An 18393-nucleotide genomic window follows, 5' to 3' on the forward strand; every position below is an offset into this window, starting at 1 on the left:
CTTCATCGTCAGGTGCGGGGTCTGCACGATCCATGCGCGCTCGTCGTCGGCAGCGAGCATCTCGATCGTGCCCTCCTCGCGGTCGGGGCGCTCGACGCTCGTGACGAGCACCGTGCGCGGGCCCATCGCTCGGGCGAGGTCGACCGAGGCGAGCGTCGACTCCAGCGTGTCGGGCTCCGTGTCGGTGAGGAAGCCGAGCTCGAACTGGTTCGGAGTGATGATGTCGGCGACCGGGACGACCCGCTCGCGCAGCAGCACGGGGATGGCCGGGGCGACGAAGCACCCCGACTTGGCATTGCCCATGACCGGGTCGCAGGCGTACACCGCCTTCGGGTTCGCGGACTTCACGCGGGCGACGGCGTCGATGATCACGTCGCCGATGCCCTCGCCGCCCTGGTAGCCGCTGAGGATCGCGTCGATCTGGCCGAAGACGCCGCGCTCCTCGATGCCGGTGATGACGTCGCGCACATCGTCGGGAGCGATCAGCGGGCCACGCCAGGCACCGTATCCGGTGTGGTTGGAGAAGTTCACCGTGTAGACCGGCAGCACGTCCACACCGATGCGCTGCAGGGGGAAGACGGCGGCGGAGTTGCCGACGTGACCGTAGGCGACGGCGGACTGGATGGAGAGGATCTTCATTCTCCGACTCTTTCGTTCGGTGCGGACGACTGTCCGCGACGGGTGGTCATCGTCCGGCGGCGACGAGGTCGGCGACGAGGGTCTCCGCGTCGTCGTCGGACAGATCATGCACGGTCAGGCGCAGGTGAGGGGAAGGCTCAGCCCGGTCGTCGAGTGCGAAGTCGTCGCCGGTGCGGGCGAGCCAACCGCGCCGCATCAGTCGATCGGCGACGAGGCGCGCGGGCTGCGCGAGCGCGACCCACAGGCTCAGTCCGTCGGACGCGGTGGCGTCGATCCCGCTCGCGCGCAGTCGTGCGGCGAAGGCGGAATTGCGTTCGGCGTAGTGCGCGGCCGCCGCGGCGACATCGGCCATAACGTCGGGATCCGTCAGCTGGGTCAGGGCGAGACGCTGGAGCAGGTGGCTGACCCAGGTGGTCCCGGGGCTCAGGCGCATCGCGAGACGTTCTGCGGTCTCGGCGTCCGTGGCGGCGATCGCGAGGCACATGTCGGGACCGAGGAACTTCGACACCGACCGCACGAGCGCGAACCGCTTGTGGCCGGGGCCGATCAGAGACTCGTACGGGCGCTGCGACAGCATCGAGAAGTGGTCGTCCTCGATGATCAGTACGTACGGGTGGTCGGCCAGCACGGCGCGGAGCTCTGCGGCTCGTTCTGCGGTGAGGCTCGCGCCGGTCGGGTTCTGGGCGCGTGGCGTGCAGATCACGGCACGGACGCCGGCGTCGAGGGCGGCGCGCAGACCCTCGACGGTCATTCCTTGCTCGTCGACCGGCACCGGAACGGCGCGATAGCCGCCGAGGCGCACGGTGTGGATGCTCGCCAGGAAGCAGGGATCTTCGAGAGCCACGGCGTCATCCCGCATCAGGGCCTGCGCGAGCAGTCGTTCGACGGCGTCGACGGCGCCGCTGGTGATCGTGATGCGGAAGTCGACGTCGGGCAGGTCTGTGGCGATCCACGCACGCGCCCACTCGTCGAGGCCGCGGTCGATCACGGGCTCGCCGTAGAGCACGGGGCGCGAGGCGATCGTCATCAGCGCGGGGGCCGGGTCGGGGATGAGTCGCGGGTCGGGGTTGCCGGTGCCGATGTCGCGCAGCACGGTGTCGGCGGCGTACCCCTCCTGCGCCACCGATTCGAGGCCGGCGACGATGGTCCCGGCGCGGCCGCGCGAGAGCACGAGACCTGCTTGAGCGAGCTGTCGGTAGGCGGCGACCGCGGTGTTGCGGTTGACGCCGAGGCTCGCGGCGAGCTCACGCACGGGCGGCAGCACACTCCCGGGTTGGAGGACGCCACGGTCGCGCAGCGCGCGCACGCTGTCGGCGATCTCCGCCGCGGTGGTGCCTGTGATCTGGTCGCTCATGGTTCTCCTCAGCGATTCTAGGTCGAATGCGACAGTGCTATGTTTGATCTAGATCAATCCCGACTTCGGATCATCCGACAGGAGCCCCCATGACCGAGCAGAACATCACCGGATCCTCGCGCGTCAAGCGCGGCCTCGCCGAGATGCTCAAGGGCGGCGTCATCATGGACGTCGTCACTGCAGAGCAGGCGAAGATCGCTGAAGACGCCGGCGCGGTCGCCGTCATGGCGCTCGAGCGCGTGCCGGCCGACATCCGTGCGCAGGGCGGCGTCTCGCGCATGAGCGACCCCGACATGATCGACAGCATCATCGATGCCGTCTCGATTCCGGTCATGGCGAAGGCGCGCATCGGCCACTTCGTCGAGGCGCAGGTGCTGCAGGAGCTCGGCGTCGACTACATCGATGAGTCCGAGGTGCTCTCGCCCGCCGACTACGTCAACCACATCGACAAATACGGGTTCACCGTGCCGTTCGTGTGCGGCGCCACCAACCTGGGTGAAGCGCTTCGCCGCATCAACGAGGGCGCGGCGATGATCCGCTCGAAGGGTGAAGCCGGCACCGGCGACGTCTCCGAGGCGATGAAGCACATCCGCAAGATCCGGGGCGAGATCGCCGCTCTCACCGCGCTGCCCAAGGACGAACTTTTCGTCGCGGCGAAGGAGCTGCAGGCACCGTACGAGCTGGTCGCCGAGATCGCCGAGACCGGCCAACTCCCTGTCGTGCTCTTCGTCGCCGGAGGCGTGGCCACCCCGGCCGACGCGGCGATGATGATGCAGCTCGGCGCCGATGGTGTGTTCGTCGGCTCCGGCATCTTCAAGTCGGGCAACCCGGCCGAGCGGGCGAAGGCGATCGTGAAGGCGACGACCTTCTTCGACGACGCCAAGGTCGTCGCCGAGGTGTCTCGTGGCCTCGGTGAGGCGATGGTCGGCATCAACGTCAGCGACCTTCCCGCGCCGCACCGTCTCGCCGAGCGTGGCTGGTAGTCCCCGGGTCGGTGTCCTCGCGCTGCAGGGCGACGTGCGCGAGCACGCCGCCCTGCTTTCGCACCTGGGCGCCGACGTCGTGCTGGTGCGCCGTCCGGAGGAGCTGGCTTCGGTCGACGGCCTCGTCCTCCCTGGCGGGGAATCGAGCGTGATCGACAAGCTGGCGCGCATCTTCGAGCTGCAACGACCGATCCGTGCCGCGATCGACGCCGGGATGCCCGTGTACGGCACGTGCGCAGGGCTGATCCTCCTCGCTGACACCGTGCTCGACGGCATCGACGGTCAGGAGTCCTTCGGCGGCATGGACGTCGTTGTGAGGCGCAACGCGTTCGGTCGTCAGACCGAGTCGTTCGAGACGGAACTCGATGTGCCGCTGCTGGGCGAGCCGCCCGTCAAGGCCACGTTCATCCGTGCGCCGGTCGTCGAGCGGGTGGGTGCTGCGGTCGAGGTCCTTGCCTCCCTGAGCGATGGGACGGTCGTCGCGGTCGAGCAGGGAAGCCTTCTCGGCACGAGCTTCCACCCCGAGGTCGACGGTGAGACCCGCTTCCACTCCCGCTTCCTCGACAGGGCGACCGCCTACGCCGGGGTGCGTTCTCACTGATTCCGAGCGAGCATCCGTGACACCCAGCGCAGAGCGGGAATCGCCTGTGCGCGCTGGAAAGATCGGAGTCCGGGCAGCTGGGGAATCTCGGGCTGTGCCTGCGCGTGCCAGAGGTAGGACGCGAAGAGGGAGGCCACGGGGAGCAGGGTCTCCTGGGCGGGTGCGCCGTGCTCTTCGAAGACCGTCCACGCATCTTCGCAGCGCGGGCCACCCGAGGCTTCGATGCTGGGAAGCAGGAACGGCAGATCGATCCAGGCGGCTCCACGTCGAGCGTGCGGCCAGTCGAGGAGGTGTGCCCACCCATCGCGGATGAGGATGTTGTCGGCACGCACGTCATCGTGCACGATCCTGTCGCCGCGGACCGCCTCCGCGAAGTCCTGCTCGATGCCGACCAAGTCGGGTAGGCCTTGACGAAGGCCCGCCCCGCGGTGGTCGTGACCACGCCTGCGTACGCGGCGCTGAACCCGCCATGTGTGGGCGCATCGCTGACGAATCGGCCGCCGATCGCATCAATGATCCGGGTGCGGAGGGCGACCGGGAGCGGGGCCCATTCAGGCCGGAGCCGGTCGGCGCCTGCGTTCATCCTGCCGTGTTGTCCCGCCGGTGCATCAGGGCGCGCGCCGGTGGGCGAGCAGCCAGTCGTATAGCTCGGGGTTGTCGTAGGTCTCCGTCCAGGAGTCGTGACCGACGTCCGCATATCGCGTGAACCGGACATCGGCGTCGAGCGCCTCCAACTCGGTCACGATCTGCTCCGTGGCGGCGATCGGCACGACATCGTCGGCGTCGCCGTGGAACGCCCAGACGGGCAGATGACGGATCGGTGCGGCGCTCTGCATCCACAGCCCGCCGCAGACCGGAGCGATCGCGGCGAACCGATCGGGGTAGCGCACCGCCAGGCTCCAGGTCCCGAATCCACCCATGCTGAGTCCGGTCACCGACACGCGGGACGGGTCGATGCGGTGCGTCGCGCCGACCTCGTCGAGCAGGGCAGACAACGTCGAGAGCTCGGCGACCCACTGACTCGACTCGGCGCACTGCGGTGTGACCAGGACGAACGGGAACTCGTGACCGGCATCCGCCAGCTTCGGTGGACCGTGCACGGCGGCGCTGTCGAGGTCGGAACCTCGCTCACCGGCTCCGTGGAGGAACAGCACGAGGGGCCAGAGCTTGTCCGGATCGGTGTCGTAGTCGTCGGGAAGATGGACGAGGTAGCGCAAGGAGTCGGCCGGGGTCGGCTCCCCGTCGCGCACGTCCGATGAGCGGGAGGCAGGGGCGATGTGTCGCGATCGGCGCATGCATCCATCCTGCTCCACTCGCGCCGTTCGATAGAATGGACGACGCGCTGAGCGCGAGCTCACGCGGATACGACGAGCGGAGACTTATGTCCGGGCATTCCAAGTGGGCGACCACGAAGCACAAGAAGGCGGTCATCGACGCACGCCGTGCCAAGTCGTGGGCCAAGCTCATCAAGAACATCGAAGTTGCGGCGAAGCTCGGCGGACCTGACCTCGCGGGCAATCCGACGCTGTTCGACGCCGTTCAGAAGGCGAAGAAGACGTCTGTCCCCAAGGACAACATCGACCGCGCGGTGAAGCGTGGTGCGGGCATCGGCGGCGAGGCCGTCGAGTACCTCTCGATCATGTACGAAGGCTACGGGCCCAACGGCGTTGCTCTCATGATCGAGTGTCTGACCGACAACAAGAACCGCGCGGCTGCCGAGGTGCGCACGGCGCTCAGCCGCAATGGCGGCACGCTGGCCGACCCGGGCAGCGTCGCCTACAACTTCAGCCGCAAGGGCGTCATCGTCGTCGGCTCCGAGGGCACCACCGAGGATGACGTCATGATGGCGGCACTCGAGGCGGGTGCCGAGGAGATCGAGCCGCACGCGGAAGGGTTCGAGGTCATCACCGAGGCGACGGATCTGGTCGCCGTGCGCACTGCACTTCAGGATGCCGGGATCGACTACGAGTCGGCCGACGTGGAGTTCGTCCCGAACCTCAAGGTCGAGATCGACGCCGACACCGCGCGCAAGATCTTCCGTCTCATCGACGCGCTGGAGGACAGCGAAGACGTGCAGAACGTGTTCACCAACTTCGACCTGACCCCCGAGGTGCAGGCCGAGCTGGAGAACGACGACGCCTAGGCGCGCCGAAGGGCCGGTGTCGGTGCGGACGCATAGCCTGGGGGAGTGACCTCCTCCCTGCGTGTGCTCGGCATCGACCCGGGCCTCACCCGGTGCGGAGTCGGCATCGTCGACGTCGACCGCTCGCGCCGGGGCACCCTGGTGCATGTCGGAGTGATCCGTTCCGCTCCAGACGCGGAGATCGGGGATCGTCTCGCGATCGTGGCGGCGGGAATCCGTAGCGTGATCGCCGAGCATCGTCCGGATGCCGTCGCTGTCGAGCGGGTCTTCGCTCAGCAGAACACGCACACCGTGATGGGCACCGCGCAGGCGAGCGGAATCGCGCTGCTCATCGCCGCAGAGTCGGGTCTTCCTGCGGCCACGCACACGCCGAGCGAGGTGAAGGCGGCAGTCACGGGCTACGGCTCCGCCGACAAACGTCAGGTGCAGGCGATGATCGCCCGGATCCTGCGTCTGGATGCTCCACCGCAGCCCGCGGACGCGGCAGATGCACTCGCGATCGCCCTCTGCCACGCCTGGCGTCGGGGCGGAGCGACCGCATCGGGTTCGGGCGCGCTCACTCCCGCACAGCGCGCATGGGCAGAGGCCGAGAAGCGTGTCGGTCGAACATATCTACGAGCGACCCCGTAGGCTGAACGGATGATCTCTTCTCTGCACGGTGTCGTCCTGCATGCGGCGTCCGATCAGGTCGTCATCGATGTCGGAGGGGTGGGGTTCTCCGTCGCCGTCCCCGCGGACGTCGCCCATACGGCTACCGTGGGGGAGAAGCTCCTCCTGCACACGAGCCTCATCGTCCGGGAAGACTCCCTCTCGTTGTTCGGCTTCGCCGATCGCGGTGAGCTGGAGATCTTCGGACTCCTCATCAGTGTCACCGGCGTGGGGCCGAAGTCGGCGCTCGGCGTGCTCTCGCATCTCACCGTCGATCAGATCGCCGAGGCGGTCACGGCGGAAGACGATGCCCCGTTCCGGCGCGTGTCGGGCATCGGCCCGAAGACCGCGAAGCTCATCGTGGTGCAACTCGCAGGCAAGGTCCAGGCTGTCGCGGCACCCGCGAAGGCGGCCGTGTCGGGCGGGGGCGACGTCATCGCCCAGGTGACGACGGCGCTGGTCGGCCTCGGCTGGTCGGAGAAGGTCGCTGCGGAAGCGGCCGCCCAGACGGCGGAAGATGCGACGGATGCGGAGCGCGCGTCCGTGGCCGCGCTCCTGCGCCGCACGCTCGCGCTCCTGGGCCCGGCGCAGGGAGGCCAGGCGCGTGTCTGAAGAGCTCGACGCCACGGAGCCCTCCGACGAGACGGAGCTCGCGATCGAGGGCGCTCTGCGACCCACCAGCCTCGGCGAGTTCGTCGGACAGCAGAAGGTCCGCGGGCAGCTGCAGCTGCTGCTCGAGGCCGCGCGCATCCAGAGTCGGCCGGCCGACCATATCCTGCTGGCCGGTCCTCCGGGACTCGGCAAGACGACCCTTGCGATGATCGTGGCCCACGAGAGCGAGCGTCCGCTCCGACTCTCGAGCGGCCCGGCGATCCAGCATGCGGGTGACCTCGCGGCGCTGCTGTCCAGCCTCGTCCCCGGGGAGGTGCTATTCATCGACGAGATCCACCGCATGGCCCGCTCGGCGGAGGAGATGCTCTATCTCGCGATGGAGGACTACCGGATCGACATCATGGTGGGCAAGGGCGCGGGGGCGACCAGCATCCCGCTCGAACTGTCCCCGTTCACCCTGGTCGGAGCGACCACGCGTTCTGGACTGCTCCCGAACCCGCTGCGCGACCGCTTCGGTTTCACCGGACACCTCGAGTTCTACGACGAGGCGGAACTGGAGCAGGTCATCGGGCGATCGGCTGCCGTGCTCGGTGTGGATCTTCCGAGCGATTCACTCGCCGAGATCGCGCGCCGCTCCCGGGGCACGCCCCGCATCGCGAACCGGCTCCTTCGACGGGTGCGCGACTATGCGCTCGTGCACGGCGGGGGAGCGGCGACCATCGACGAGGTCCGCGCCGCGCTGGAGCTCTACGACGTGGATCCGATCGGCCTCGACCGCCTGGACCGTGCGGTGCTGGAAGTGCTCGTCAGACGGTTCCGCGGAGGGCCGGTCGGACTCAGCACGCTGGCGGTCGCGGTAGGCGAGGAGGCCGAGACCGTGGAGAGCGTCGTGGAGCCGTACCTCGTGCGCATCGGATTCCTCGGACGCACGCCCCGCGGCCGTGTGGCGATGCCCGAGGCGTACGCGCATCTGGGTGTCGCACATCCGGACGGGATGCTTAAGTTGGATGACCTATAATCGCTGAAGACTTCCCGGTTACCTTCGCGCGCCCAAAGGCTGGAGCGTGCACCTGAGAAAGGCGCTTCCCCCATGCCCATGGAATTCCTGCTCTTCGGCCTTCTCGCCGTCCTCCTCGTCTTCATGATCTTCAACACGCGCAAGCGCACGAAGCAGATGAAGGCAGAGCAGGAGGAGAAGGCGACCAAGACCGTCCCCGGCGCCAAGGTGCTCCTGCAGGGCGGCATCTACGGCACCATCGTGTCGTACGACCCCGACGACCTCGACACCCCGGCGCTCGTCGAGATCGCACCCGGCACGATCATCGACGTGCACAGCCAGGCCATCCTGCGCGTCGTCGAGCCCAAGGACGCCGTGATCGAGGCTCCGGTCGATGAGGTCGACGACCACGTCGCCGACGAGACCGCCGCTCCTGCCGTCGAGACCCCTGAGGAGACGCGCGCTCGTCTCGAGCGTGACGCCGACGACAAGTAAGTCCACGGTCGGCGCGACCGCTCGGATCCCCGTCCTTCCAGAAAGCTGAACACACGTGGCTTCATCCTCTCCCGTCCGTCACGCCTGGCGGGTCCTCCTCGGCCTGCTCCTCGTGACGGGCGTGCTCTTCGGCATCAACTCTCTGGGCGTCTACGTCTTCAAGGACGGCGACGGGAACCCCGCGAGTTCCTGGACTCCTGAGCTCGCTCTCGACCTCCAGGGCGGAACGCAGATCGTTCTGAGCGCCGAGACGGAGGATGGCGCCGCTCCCACGCAGGAGCAGCTGGATCAGGCCGCCGCGATCATCCGTCAGCGCGTCGACGCTTCCGGTGTCGCCGAGGCGGACATCACCACCGAGGGCGGGCAGAACATCGTCGTCCAGATCCCGGGCGAGGCGGATGCGCAGACCCGCGAGCGGATCCAGTCGAGTGCGCAGCTCGAGTTCCGTCCGGTGCTCTACACGACGGCGGCCAGCACCTCGTTCGTCGGCGACGACGGCAACGAGACTCCGTACCCGACGCCCGACGACTCGCTGAACTCCACCCCGACGGCGGCGCCGACGGATGCGAGCGACCTGTCCTGGGTGACGGAGAAGCTCGCGGCCGAGTTCCAGGCGTACGACTGCGCGAACCCGGACAACGATCCCGCTCGTGCTCCGAAGGACGAGCCGCTCATCGCGTGCTCGGCGGATGGCACCGCGAAGTACCTGCTCGGCCCGGCCGAACTCGACGGCACGGCCATCACCGACGCCTCGGCAGGTCGCGACCCGAAGTCGGGCGCGTGGATCGTGCAGCTCACCATGAACAGCGAGGGTGCAGACGCGTTCGGCAAGGTCAGCACGCGACTCAACCAGAACCGCATCGACGGCCTGAGCCCGCGCGACCAGTTCGCCTTCGTCCTCGACGGCAACGTGATCAGCGCTCCGCGGATGAACGGGCAGATCCTCGACGGTCGCCCCAGCATCTCCGGCAGCTTCACGCAGGAGAGTGCGACCACGCTCGCCGACCAGCTCAAGTTCGGCGCCCTGCCGCTCAGCTTCACGGTGCAGAGCTCCGACACCATCTCGGCCACACTGGGTACCCAGCAGCTGCAGATCGGCCTGATCGCCGGCCTCATCGGTCTCGCGCTCGTCGCCATCTACTCGTTGATCGTCTATCGCGCCCTCGGCTCGGTGATCATCGCGTCGATCGCGGTGATGGCGGTGCTGACCTACATCATCATCTGCATCCTGGCGTGGCGCATCGGCTTCCGCCTCTCGCTCGCCGGTGTCGCGGGTCTCATCGTGTCGATCGGATTCACGGCCGACTCGTTCATCGTGTACTTCGAGCGAATACGAGATGAGCTCCGAGACGGCAAGTCCATCACCGCTGCGGTGGAGGACGGCTGGGGTCGTGCGAAGCGCACGATCTACATCTCGAAGTCGATCAACATCCTGGCGGCGCTCGTGCTGTACATCCTGGCCGACGCCACGGTGAAGGGCTTCGCGTTCACGCTCGGGCTCACGACACTCATCGACGTGTTCATCTTCGTGATCTTCACCCACCCGGTCATGCAGCTGCTGGCGCGCACCCGGTTCTTCGGCGGCGGGCACAAGCTGTCCGGGCTGGATCCCGAGGCGCTCGGCGCCGTGTACCGCAGCCGGTCGCAGTTCCGCGAGGTCGCGACCGCATCCGCCGGCCGTGGCGCGAAGAACGCCCGCTCCCGTGGCGAGGCCGACCGCAGACAGACCATCGCCGAACGCAAGCGCGCCGAAGCCCTCGCGGGCGAGAAACCCACGAACGCCGGAAGTGAGGGAGACGCCTGATGCCTTCCATGAATGAGTTCGGCAACAACCTCTACTCGGGGAAGACATCCTTCCCGTTCGTCGGCCGCCGCCGGCTGTGGTTCATCATCGCGATCGCACTGGTCGTGGGCTCGGCCCTGGTGCCGCTGTTCCGCCCCGTCCAGTTCTCGATCGAGTTCACGGGCGGCTCGCAGTTCACGGTGCAGGCGCCCGACACTCTGGATCAGGACACGGCCACCACCGCCGTGCAGTCGGTGGTGCCCGGCGCCGCTACCAAGGTCGTCGTCGTCAACGGCAAGGACATCCGGGTCCAGACCGACCAGATGAGTGCCGCTGAGACGCAGCAGGTGGGCGAGGCGCTGGCCAAGGCATACGGTGTCGAGCCGTCCGACGTCACGTCGTCCTTCATCGGCCCGGCCTGGGGCGAGAACGTCACGAAGCAGTCCCTCTGGGGTCTCGCGATCTTCCTGGCGCTGACCTTCCTGATCCTCGCGATCTACTTCCGCACGTGGAAGATGTCTGCTGCGGCGATCATCGGCCTGCTCGATGTGCTCGTGATCACGGTCGGCGTCTACGCGCTGGCCGGGTTCGAGATCTCGCCCGCTGCCGTGATCGGCTTCCTGACGATCCTCGCGTACTCGCTGTACGACACCACGGTCGTGTTCGACAAGATCCGAGAGAACACGACGGAAGACGGGGAGAAGTCTGCCCGTCTGTTCGGCGAATCGGTGAACCTCGCGGTCAACCAGACGCTCGTGCGATCGATCAACACCTCGGCCGTCGCCGCCCTGCCGGTCGGCGCGGTGCTCTTCATCGGCGCCTTCTGGCTCGGTGCCGAGTCGCTCACCGACATCTCGCTCTCGATCTTCGTCGGCATCCTCGTCGCGACCTACTCGACGCTGTTCGTGGCTGCCCCGCTCTACTCGCTGTTCCGCGAGAACGAGCCGCAGCTCAAGGCGCGCGATGCCCGCATCCGTGCGGCCCGCAGCAAGGCGGCCGTCGAGGTCTGATCGGTCTCCTCAGCGGGAGCTCGTCCCGCACAGCACGCGTAGGATGAACTGATCTGGGAGGTGAGTTGATGGCGGAACCGCAGACGTCATCGCAGGGTTCGAGTCTGCGACGGCTGGTTCCCCGCATCTTCTCTCGCGCGTCGAGGATCAACGACCTCGACAACCTGATCCGCACGGTACGGGCGAACCACCCGAAGGGCGACTTCTCCGTCATCGAGCGTGCCTACGCGGTCGCCAAGGAGAAGCACGAGGGTCAGAAGCGGCAGAGCGGCGAACCGTACATCACCCATCCGCTCGCGGTCGCACAGATCCTCGCGGAGCTGGGGCTCGGTCCGAGGGCGATCGCCGCGGCGCTGCTGCATGACACCGTCGAAGACACCGGCTACGCGCTGACCGACCTGACCGCCGAGTTCGGCGACGAGGTCGCGATGCTCGTCGACGGCGTCACGAAGCTCGACAAGGTCAAGTACGGCGAGAGCGCGCAGGCCGAGACCGTGCGCAAGATGATCGTCGCGATGTCGAAGGACATCCGCGTGCTGCTGATCAAGCTCGCCGACCGGCTGCACAACGCGCGCACCTGGGGCTTCGTCCCGCCGGAGAAGGCGGCGAAGAAGGCCAAGGAGACGCTGGAGATCTACGCCCCTCTCGCGAACCGACTCGGAATCCAGGCGATCAAGTCCGAACTGGAGGACCTCTCGTTCGCGGTGCTGCACCCGAAGATCTACAACGAGATCCACAGCCTCATCGCCCAGCGCACCCCCCAGCGCGAGAAGTACTTGAACCAGGTCGTCGAAGAGATCGATGAGGATCTGCGCGACCTCCGTATTCGCGGAAAGGTCGTCGGACGGCCAAAGCAGCTGTACTCGGTGTACCAGAAGATGGTCATCCGCGGCCGCGAGTTCGACGACATCTACGACCTGATCGGCATCCGGGTCCTGGTCGCCTCGGTGCGCGACTGCTACGCGGTCCTCGGCGCGATCCACGCACGCTGGACGCCGCTCCCCGGGCGATTCAAGGACTACATCGCCACCCCGAAGTTCAACCTCTACCAGTCGCTGCACACGACGGTGATCGGCCCCGCCGGGCGCACCGTCGAGATCCAGATCCGTACGCACGAGATGCACCAGCAGGCCGAGTACGGCGTTGCGGCGCACTGGATGTACAAGGAGCGGATGAACGGCGGCGGCAAGACCGAGGTCCGCGCCTCCGACACCGACATGGCGTGGCTCGCGCATATCTCCGACTGGCAGGCCGAGACCGCAGACCCCGGTGAGTTCCTCGACTCGCTGCGCTTCGAGATCGGTGCGAAGGAGGTCTACGTCTTCACGCCCAAGGGGCGCGTGATCGGGCTTCCGGCCGGCGCGACGCCGGTCGATTTCGCCTACGCCGTGCACACCGAGATCGGCCACCGCACCATGGGGGCGAAGGTCAACGGACGCCTCGTACCGCTGGAGTCGGAGCTCAAGAGCGGTGACGTCGTCGAGGTGTTCACCTCGAAGAACCCCGACGCGGGCCCCAGCCAGGACTGGCTCGGTTTCGTGGCGAGTACCCGCGCCCGCAACAAGATCCGCGGGTGGTTCACGAAGGAGCGCCGCGAGGAGGCGATCGAGCAGGGGAAGGAAGCCATCGCCCGTGCGATGCGCCGACAGAACCTGCCCCTGCAGCGGTTGATGAGTCACGACTCGTTCGCCGAGGTTGCGCGCGGGATGCACTACGAAGACGTCTCCGCGCTGTATGCGGCGGTCGGCGAGGGCCACGTCTCCACACAGTCCGTGCTCGAGAAGGTCACCGCCCTCGTGGCGGCGAACGACACCACGACCGGTGCCATCGACCTGCCCGGCAGTGTCCCGACCCGTGAGCCGCGCTCCGGCGATTCCGGGGTGCTGGTGCGCGGCGCGAACGACATTCTCGTGAAGCTCGCGAAGTGCTGCACGCCGGTTCCCGGTGACCCGATCGTGGGATTCGTGACGCGGGGGAGCGGCGTCTCGGTGCACCGCGCCGACTGCGTCAACGTGAAGGCGCTGAGCGGGGAGCAGGACCGTTTCGTCGAGGTATCCTGGGCGCCGACGACGAAGAGCGTCTTCCGCGTGCAGATCCAGGTCGAGGCACTCGATCGTTCCGGTCTGCTCTCGGATGTGACGCGAGTGCTGAGCGAGCACCACGTCAACATCCTCTCAGCCACGGTATCGACGACCGACGAGCGCCTCGCCCTGAGCCGTTTCGTGTTCGAGATGGGGGATGCGGTGCATCTGGACCGGGTTCTCAACGCGGTCCGACGGATCGACGCCGTGTACGACGTCTATCGCGTCACGTCATCCTGACGGCGAGCCGCTCCAGCGCGGCCATGCCGGTGCGGCTTCCGGGGACGCGCTTCATGTCCTGCAGCGCGACGACGGCGTCGGCGGGCGCGGTGGGACACGCGCGGGCGAGTCGGTCCATCCAGGTGCGCACCCGGGGGTCGCGATGCAGGGTCGTTGCGAGATCGAGCATCGTGCGCGCCGGCGTCGAGACCGGGATGCCGCCGAGAAGGACGACATCGGATTCCGGAAGCACCGTGTCGTGGAAGACGAGTCGCGCGTTGGTCACGGGTCTCAGTCGGCGCTCGACGCAGCGTCTCACGTGGTGGATCGCGGGAGGCGCGTCGCCGGCGCCGTGGATCCAAGCTGCTGTGGGCCCGCACGCGGCGGAGCCCGGCTGCACCAGGTGGGCGATCGTGGTTGCGCGGACATCCGCAGTCTCCACCAGATCCGCCGGGATGTAGGCATCGCCCAGCTCCACGACATGACCGTCGATGCACGCCGCACAGAGTTCGGGCTGGCTCAGTCGTCCGCCGGGGCGATACAGGAACGCGGGGTGCACCACGCCAGTCTGGCGCAGCACACCCCGCGTCTTCCGTTCGCGCAGGCGACTTGTGGAGAACCGATCAGCCGCCGAGAGCGTTCAGCCAGGCCCGGCGCGCTTCCAACGCATCCGCCGCAGCCTTCGCGGCCTTCTTGTCCCCGGACTTCTCCGCCGCAGCGACCTCGGCCTCGAGCTTCTCGATGGCCTCGAGGAGCTGCGAGCTCATGTCGTTGGCGCGCGCCTTGGTCTCGGGGTTGTTCTTCTTCCAGTCCACATCCTCACGCGCCTTCAACGCCTGCTCGATGGTGCGGAGCTTGTCGTCGAGCGCACGCTCCTTCTCCCGGGGGAAGATGCGACCGATCTCATCCCACTGGCGCTGGATGCGCGTGAGAAGCGCACGGGCGCGCTTGATGTTCGACTCATCGGCGACGGCCTTCGCCTCCTCGAGGAGAGCCTGGCGCGCCTCGATCTTGGGGGCCGAGTCCGCCTCTTCGGCGGCAGCCTGTTCGGCGCGGGCCGCGTAGAGCGCGTCACCGGCGGCCTTGAAGCGCGCCCAGAGCGCGTCGTCGGCCTTGCGACCTGCGCGCCCTGATGCCTTCCACTCGTCGAGCAGCGTCCGGTAGGCGGGAATGCCATCGGTGCCGCGCGGTGCGAGAGCCTCGGCGCGCTCGACCAGGCGCGACTTGGCGTCGCGGGCGGCCTTGTGCGCGTCGTCGAGCTCGGAGTAGAACGCGCGGCGCTGCTTGTCGACGACGGCTCGCGCATCGCGGAAACGCTTCCAGAGCTGCTGCGAGATGCCCTTGGACAGTCGCGGGCCGTTCTGCTGCTGCGCCTGCCAGGCGTCGAACAGCTCGCCCAGCTCGGCCGTGACCTGCTTCCACTGCACCTTGCTGAGGTCGCGGGCGGCGATCGCCTCGGCGCGCTCGACGAGGGCAGTTCGCTCGGCGATCGCCTGATCGACGAGTTCCTTCGCCTGTTGCGCTTCCTGCTCGGTCGCCTCCGAGAGCGAGGCGGTCAGGGTGGTGAGACGGTCGCGCAGGCCGGCGAGGTCGCCGACGGCGGCGGCATCCGTCGCCTCCTCGATCAGGTGCGACGCCTGCTTCGCGAGATCGCTCGCGGATGCGCCTCCGGCCTGCTGGCGCTGTTCGAGCGCGTGCACCTTGAAGGCGATGTCGTCGAACTTGCGCACGAAGTAGGCGAGGGCCTCGTCCGGGGTGCCGTCGGGGTACTGTCCGACGATCCGCCAGACCTCGCCCTCTCGGACCTCGACGGTGCCGTCTTCGGAGACGCGGCCCCATTCCGCCGACGTCGACGAGGACGCTGGGGTCGGGGTCGCGGGCGCGACGGTCGCGGGTGTCGGCGCCTTTCGCGGCATGGGCACGGCAGGCGGTGCAGGGACGGGCGGGGTCGGCTTCGAAGGCTCGGTGGCAGACACGTGATTCTCCTTGCGCGGTCGGGCCGCGGGAGGCGGAAAGGACGAGGCTCAGCCTAGTACGCCGGAGCACCGCGGGTGAGGCCCCGCCGTCAGGTGCCGTCGTTACCGATTCGTGAGCAGAACTTTCGACGCAGGAAACACTCGCCGTCATCTCCGGGAAACACCCGGCTCGTATCGTCGCGGTCACGACAGCCCTTCCCGTCGACAGGAGCATGATGGACGACAGCTCGATCCCGGCGCGCGAGATCCTGGTCGTCGGCGCGGGGATGTCCGCCCATCGCTTCGTGGAGCGACTGCTCCGAGACCCCGGTGCCGATGTCCGGGTGACCGTCATCGGTGACGAGGAGTACGGCCCCTATGATCGCTCGGCGCTCGTCGACGTCCTCTCCGGTGCAGACACCGCAGCGCTGCAGCTCGATCGTTCCGTTTTCCGCGACGACCGGGTTCGCCTGATCCGCGACGATCGGGTGCTGCACCTCGACCCGAGGGCGCGGACCGTGCGCACGCGGTCTCGACGCACCTACTCGTACGACAGGCTCGTGCTCGCGACCGGTGCGTATGCGGCGCGGGTCGCTGTGGACGGCGCGCGGTTGCCCGGCTGCTTCGTGCTGCGGACGATCGAGGACGCGGAGTCGGTGCGGTCGTTCGTGGACGCCCGTTCCCGATCGCTCGGCCGCCCGTTGCGTGCTGCCGTGATCGGGGGAGGTCTGCAGGGTGTCGAAGCCGCGACCGTGCTGCACGGCCTGGGGCTCGGTGTGACGGTGGTGCAGTACCCCGACCGTCTCCTGTCGACGCTGTTGGACCCGACGGCCGCTGGGATGGTTCAGAGTGCCGTCGAGCGGCTGGGTATCGCCGTGCGCACCCGTACGCGGACAACGCGACTCGACCCGGACGAGTCCGGTGCGGTGACGGCCCTCGAGTTCCAGGACGGTACCTTCCTGCGTGCCGATGTCGTGGTCTTCACGGTGGGAGTGCGCCCGCGGGATGAGCTGGCCCGGAACGCCGGCCTGCATGTGCATCCCCTCGGTGGCGTGCTCGTCGATGACGGGTCCACTACCTCGGATCCGCACATCTTCGCCATCGGCGAGGTCGCTCGGGTGCAGCCGGAACGGCTCTCTGCAGGTCCCCGGCGTGAGACGGCGGAGGTGGCGGCGGAGCGTCTGCTCGGGGGAGGATCCCGTGTCACCGGATCCGCGAAGGGGGCGCACCGGAGGCTCGCCGGTCTCGACCTCGCGTTCTTCGGAGACCCCCTGCCGCAGGAGCTGGACGGGACGGAGGTCATCGTTCATCACGACCCGATGTCCGGCACCTATCGCAGGCTCGTGCTCAGCGGCGATGCACGCACCCTCCTGGGTGGCGTGCTCGTGGGCGACACGACGGACTACGGCACGTTGTCGGGACGGGTCGGAACGCCTTCATCGGACGGGTCTCACGCACGTGGCGAACAGGAGAGCGGAGCGACGATGCGGCCACCGACCGAGATCGCCGCGGTGCGGGTGTCTCCGTCGGGTGGCGTGCTTTCGCCGAGCCAGCTCATGGCGATCGGCCGGCTCGCGGAGGCGTTCGGGCTCCGGCCTTTCGTGACCGGCGACGGGATCGAGCTGCACGGCGTCCTCCCGGAACAGTCGTCCTCGCTCCGGGAGCGGCTGCGGGAGGCGGGTCTCGCCAGCGGCCACCAGCTGCCTCCGGCGGGCGCGCGCACGATCGGCGTCGACCGAGGGAACGAGTATCCGCGGCGGATGGAGAACGAACGTCGTGAGTCACCCCTGCGCGTGGAGAGCCCGGCATGAACGCCGGTCCTCAGGGGAGAGACCCCGCCCTTGCCGGGTGCAGGATCATCGTCTCGGGCAACAGCGCCGCACACGATCCTGTGAGTTCGCGCGGCGCCGGGACAACGGTGCGCGAGCTGGCTCAGGTCCTCGCCGGTGCTGGCGCCCGGGTCTCGCGGATCGCGCCGCAACGTCTCCGCGCCCCGGCGCCGGCCGTGCTGCGGCGCGCGGTACTGCGCACAGGTTCGGGCGGAGTGGATGCCGTGGTCTTCGCGTCGTCCGCTGCGTCGTGGATCGCGGCTGCCGAGGTCCTCGGAGTGCTCGACACTCATCGGCGAAGGGCAGAGGCCGGGCGGCTCCTCCTCGTGACGAGTGATCCGGCGGATGCCGACGGCCTGCACAGAGCAGAGCTTCCTGCCCGTCGCGTCGCGGACCCTGCGGAGCTCGCACACGCCGTCGTCGCCCACTACCAGGGAGGCTCGGCATCGCTCCCCACTGACGCGGGACGCCTGGAAGTGCGCAGTGGCGGTGTGGTCGTGGACGAGCACTTCATCCCCCTGTCCCGCGGTGGGAGCGGAGTCATCGAGGCGCTGTTCCTCGCCCGGGGTCGAGTCCTGTCTCGTGCGGAGATCGGACGATCGCTGCCCGGGCGCGAGCGGAGCGGTCGCGCGGTGGAGGTCGCGATCGCACGGCTCAGAGAGTCGCTGGACGGTCGGGAACTGGTCCAGACGGTCGTGAAACGCGGCTATCGCCTGGCTGTCACCGAACGGTGAGGGGGGATCCGGCGGAACGGGCGCTCACTCGGCCGGTGCCTCCGACGGCGTCGGGGCCGGCGTCTCGGTGGGGCCGGTCGACGGTGCCACAGACGGTGACGGGGAAGGCTCGGGCGCGGTGACCTGCGCATGCACGACCTGGCTGCCGATCGCCGCGACGACCACGAGGCCGCCGACGATGGCGGCGATCGTGTTGTCGCGGACACGGCGGCGGATCTGCCCGTCGTGCCACTGGGTGCGCGCCGTGTGCAGTCGTGCGCGTTCCGCCGACGTACGCGCCTGTGCGTTCTTCGAACCGCGTGCGACCATG

Annotated in this window: 19 protein-coding genes; 12 read left to right on the forward strand and 7 right to left on the reverse strand. The window is 68.4% G+C overall.

Features of this window, described 5'->3' with window-relative positions:
• Together pdxY and WFM69_RS15020 are read right to left on the reverse strand one after the other, a co-directional pair.
• A partial coding sequence (pdxY, locus tag WFM69_RS15015) for a pyridoxal kinase PdxY (protein WP_337006056.1) occupies positions 1–639 on the reverse strand: 639 nt, incomplete at its 3' end.
• A 46-nt stretch (positions 640–685) separates the two neighbouring features.
• Positions 686–1993: an aminotransferase class I/II-fold pyridoxal phosphate-dependent enzyme gene (locus tag WFM69_RS15020; RefSeq protein ID WP_337006058.1), complete on the reverse strand. Its 1308-nt coding sequence runs from the start codon at positions 1991–1993 to the stop codon at positions 686–688.
• Between the two features lie 89 nt (positions 1994–2082).
• Between WFM69_RS15020 and pdxS the strand changes: the two genes are divergently transcribed.
• A complete protein-coding gene (pdxS, locus tag WFM69_RS15025; protein ID WP_337006060.1) occupies positions 2083–2976 on the forward strand; it encodes a pyridoxal 5'-phosphate synthase lyase subunit PdxS in 894 nt (297 codons plus the stop codon).
• Positions 2966–3577, forward strand: a complete 612-nt coding sequence (gene pdxT, locus WFM69_RS15030; protein ID WP_337006061.1) for a pyridoxal 5'-phosphate synthase glutaminase subunit PdxT — start codon at positions 2966–2968, stop codon at positions 3575–3577. The genes pdxS and pdxT overlap by 11 nt, the downstream gene beginning before the upstream one ends.
• On the opposite strand, the gene WFM69_RS15035 is transcribed toward pdxT, so the two are convergent.
• Complete coding sequence (locus WFM69_RS15035; protein ID WP_337006062.1) at positions 3571–3972, reverse strand: hypothetical protein; 402 nt, start codon at positions 3970–3972, stop codon at positions 3571–3573. The genes pdxT and WFM69_RS15035 overlap by 7 nt on opposite strands.
• Before the next feature lie 213 nt (positions 3973–4185).
• Positions 4186–4872 (reverse strand): dienelactone hydrolase family protein, encoded by a 687-nt coding sequence (locus WFM69_RS15040; protein ID WP_337006064.1) that lies wholly within the window; start codon positions 4870–4872, stop codon positions 4186–4188.
• An 86-nt stretch (positions 4873–4958) separates the two neighbouring features.
• Here WFM69_RS15040 and WFM69_RS15045 point away from each other — a divergent pair, with 86 nt between their 5' ends.
• The 8 genes from WFM69_RS15045 (at position 4959) to WFM69_RS15080 (ending at position 13586) form a co-directional block, all read left to right on the forward strand.
• Positions 4959–5720, forward strand: a complete 762-nt coding sequence (locus WFM69_RS15045) for a YebC/PmpR family DNA-binding transcriptional regulator (protein ID WP_337006066.1) — start codon at positions 4959–4961, stop codon at positions 5718–5720.
• 45 nt (positions 5721–5765) lie between these two features.
• The gene (ruvC, locus tag WFM69_RS15050) at positions 5766–6350 is read left to right on the forward strand and encodes a crossover junction endodeoxyribonuclease RuvC (RefSeq protein WP_337006068.1); all 585 of its coding nucleotides are present in this window, start codon (positions 5766–5768) and stop codon (positions 6348–6350) included.
• Positions 6351–6359: 9 nt separating this feature from the next.
• Complete coding sequence (ruvA, locus tag WFM69_RS15055) at positions 6360–6980, forward strand: Holliday junction branch migration protein RuvA (protein WP_337006070.1); 621 nt, start codon at positions 6360–6362, stop codon at positions 6978–6980.
• Positions 6973–7998 carry a Holliday junction branch migration DNA helicase RuvB gene (gene ruvB, locus WFM69_RS15060; RefSeq protein ID WP_337006072.1) on the forward strand — a complete coding sequence of 342 codons (1026 nt, stop codon included), beginning with the start codon at positions 6973–6975 and terminating at the stop codon, positions 7996–7998. The genes ruvA and ruvB overlap by 8 nt, the downstream gene beginning before the upstream one ends.
• 78 nt (positions 7999–8076) lie before the next feature.
• Complete coding sequence (locus WFM69_RS15065; RefSeq protein WP_337006288.1) at positions 8077–8472, forward strand: preprotein translocase subunit YajC; 396 nt, start codon at positions 8077–8079, stop codon at positions 8470–8472.
• Positions 8473–8527: 55 nt separating this feature from the next.
• Positions 8528–10276, forward strand: a complete 1749-nt coding sequence (gene secD, locus WFM69_RS15070; protein WP_337006073.1) for a protein translocase subunit SecD — start codon at positions 8528–8530, stop codon at positions 10274–10276.
• Positions 10276–11265, forward strand: coding sequence for a protein translocase subunit SecF (secF, locus tag WFM69_RS15075; RefSeq protein ID WP_337006074.1), 990 nt, complete (start codon positions 10276–10278; stop codon positions 11263–11265). The genes secD and secF overlap by 1 nt, the downstream gene beginning before the upstream one ends.
• Before the next feature lie 68 nt (positions 11266–11333).
• Positions 11334–13586, forward strand: coding sequence for a RelA/SpoT family protein (locus tag WFM69_RS15080; protein ID WP_337006075.1), 2253 nt, complete (start codon positions 11334–11336; stop codon positions 13584–13586).
• Here WFM69_RS15080 and WFM69_RS15085 read toward each other — a convergent pair.
• Complete coding sequence (locus WFM69_RS15085) at positions 13573–14145, reverse strand: type IV toxin-antitoxin system AbiEi family antitoxin (RefSeq protein WP_337006076.1); 573 nt, start codon at positions 14143–14145, stop codon at positions 13573–13575. The two genes, WFM69_RS15080 and WFM69_RS15085, sit on opposite strands and share 14 nt — an antisense overlap.
• A gap of 43 nt (positions 14146–14188) precedes the next feature.
• Entirely contained in the window at positions 14189–15541 is a 1353-nt protein-coding gene (locus tag WFM69_RS15090; RefSeq protein WP_337006077.1) for a DUF349 domain-containing protein, read from the reverse strand.
• Positions 15542–15753: 212 nt separating this feature from the next.
• Here WFM69_RS15090 and WFM69_RS15095 point away from each other — a divergent pair, with 212 nt between their 5' ends.
• Positions 15754–17331, forward strand: a complete 1578-nt coding sequence (locus tag WFM69_RS15095; RefSeq protein ID WP_337006078.1) for an FAD-dependent oxidoreductase — start codon at positions 15754–15756, stop codon at positions 17329–17331.
• The gene (locus tag WFM69_RS15100; RefSeq protein WP_337006079.1) at positions 17328–18083 is read left to right on the forward strand and encodes a winged helix-turn-helix domain-containing protein; all 756 of its coding nucleotides are present in this window, start codon (positions 17328–17330) and stop codon (positions 18081–18083) included. The genes WFM69_RS15095 and WFM69_RS15100 overlap by 4 nt, the downstream gene beginning before the upstream one ends.
• A 24-nt stretch (positions 18084–18107) precedes the next feature.
• Here WFM69_RS15100 and WFM69_RS15105 read toward each other — a convergent pair whose 3' ends face one another.
• Positions 18108–18392 (reverse strand): hypothetical protein, encoded by a 285-nt coding sequence (locus tag WFM69_RS15105; protein WP_337006080.1) that lies wholly within the window; start codon positions 18390–18392, stop codon positions 18108–18110.
• Position 18393: the final 1 nt, after the last annotated feature.

The sequence above is a fragment of the Microbacterium sp. LB12 genome (genome assembly GCF_037150835.1).
Lineage (GTDB): Bacteria > Actinomycetota > Actinomycetes > Actinomycetales > Microbacteriaceae > Microbacterium.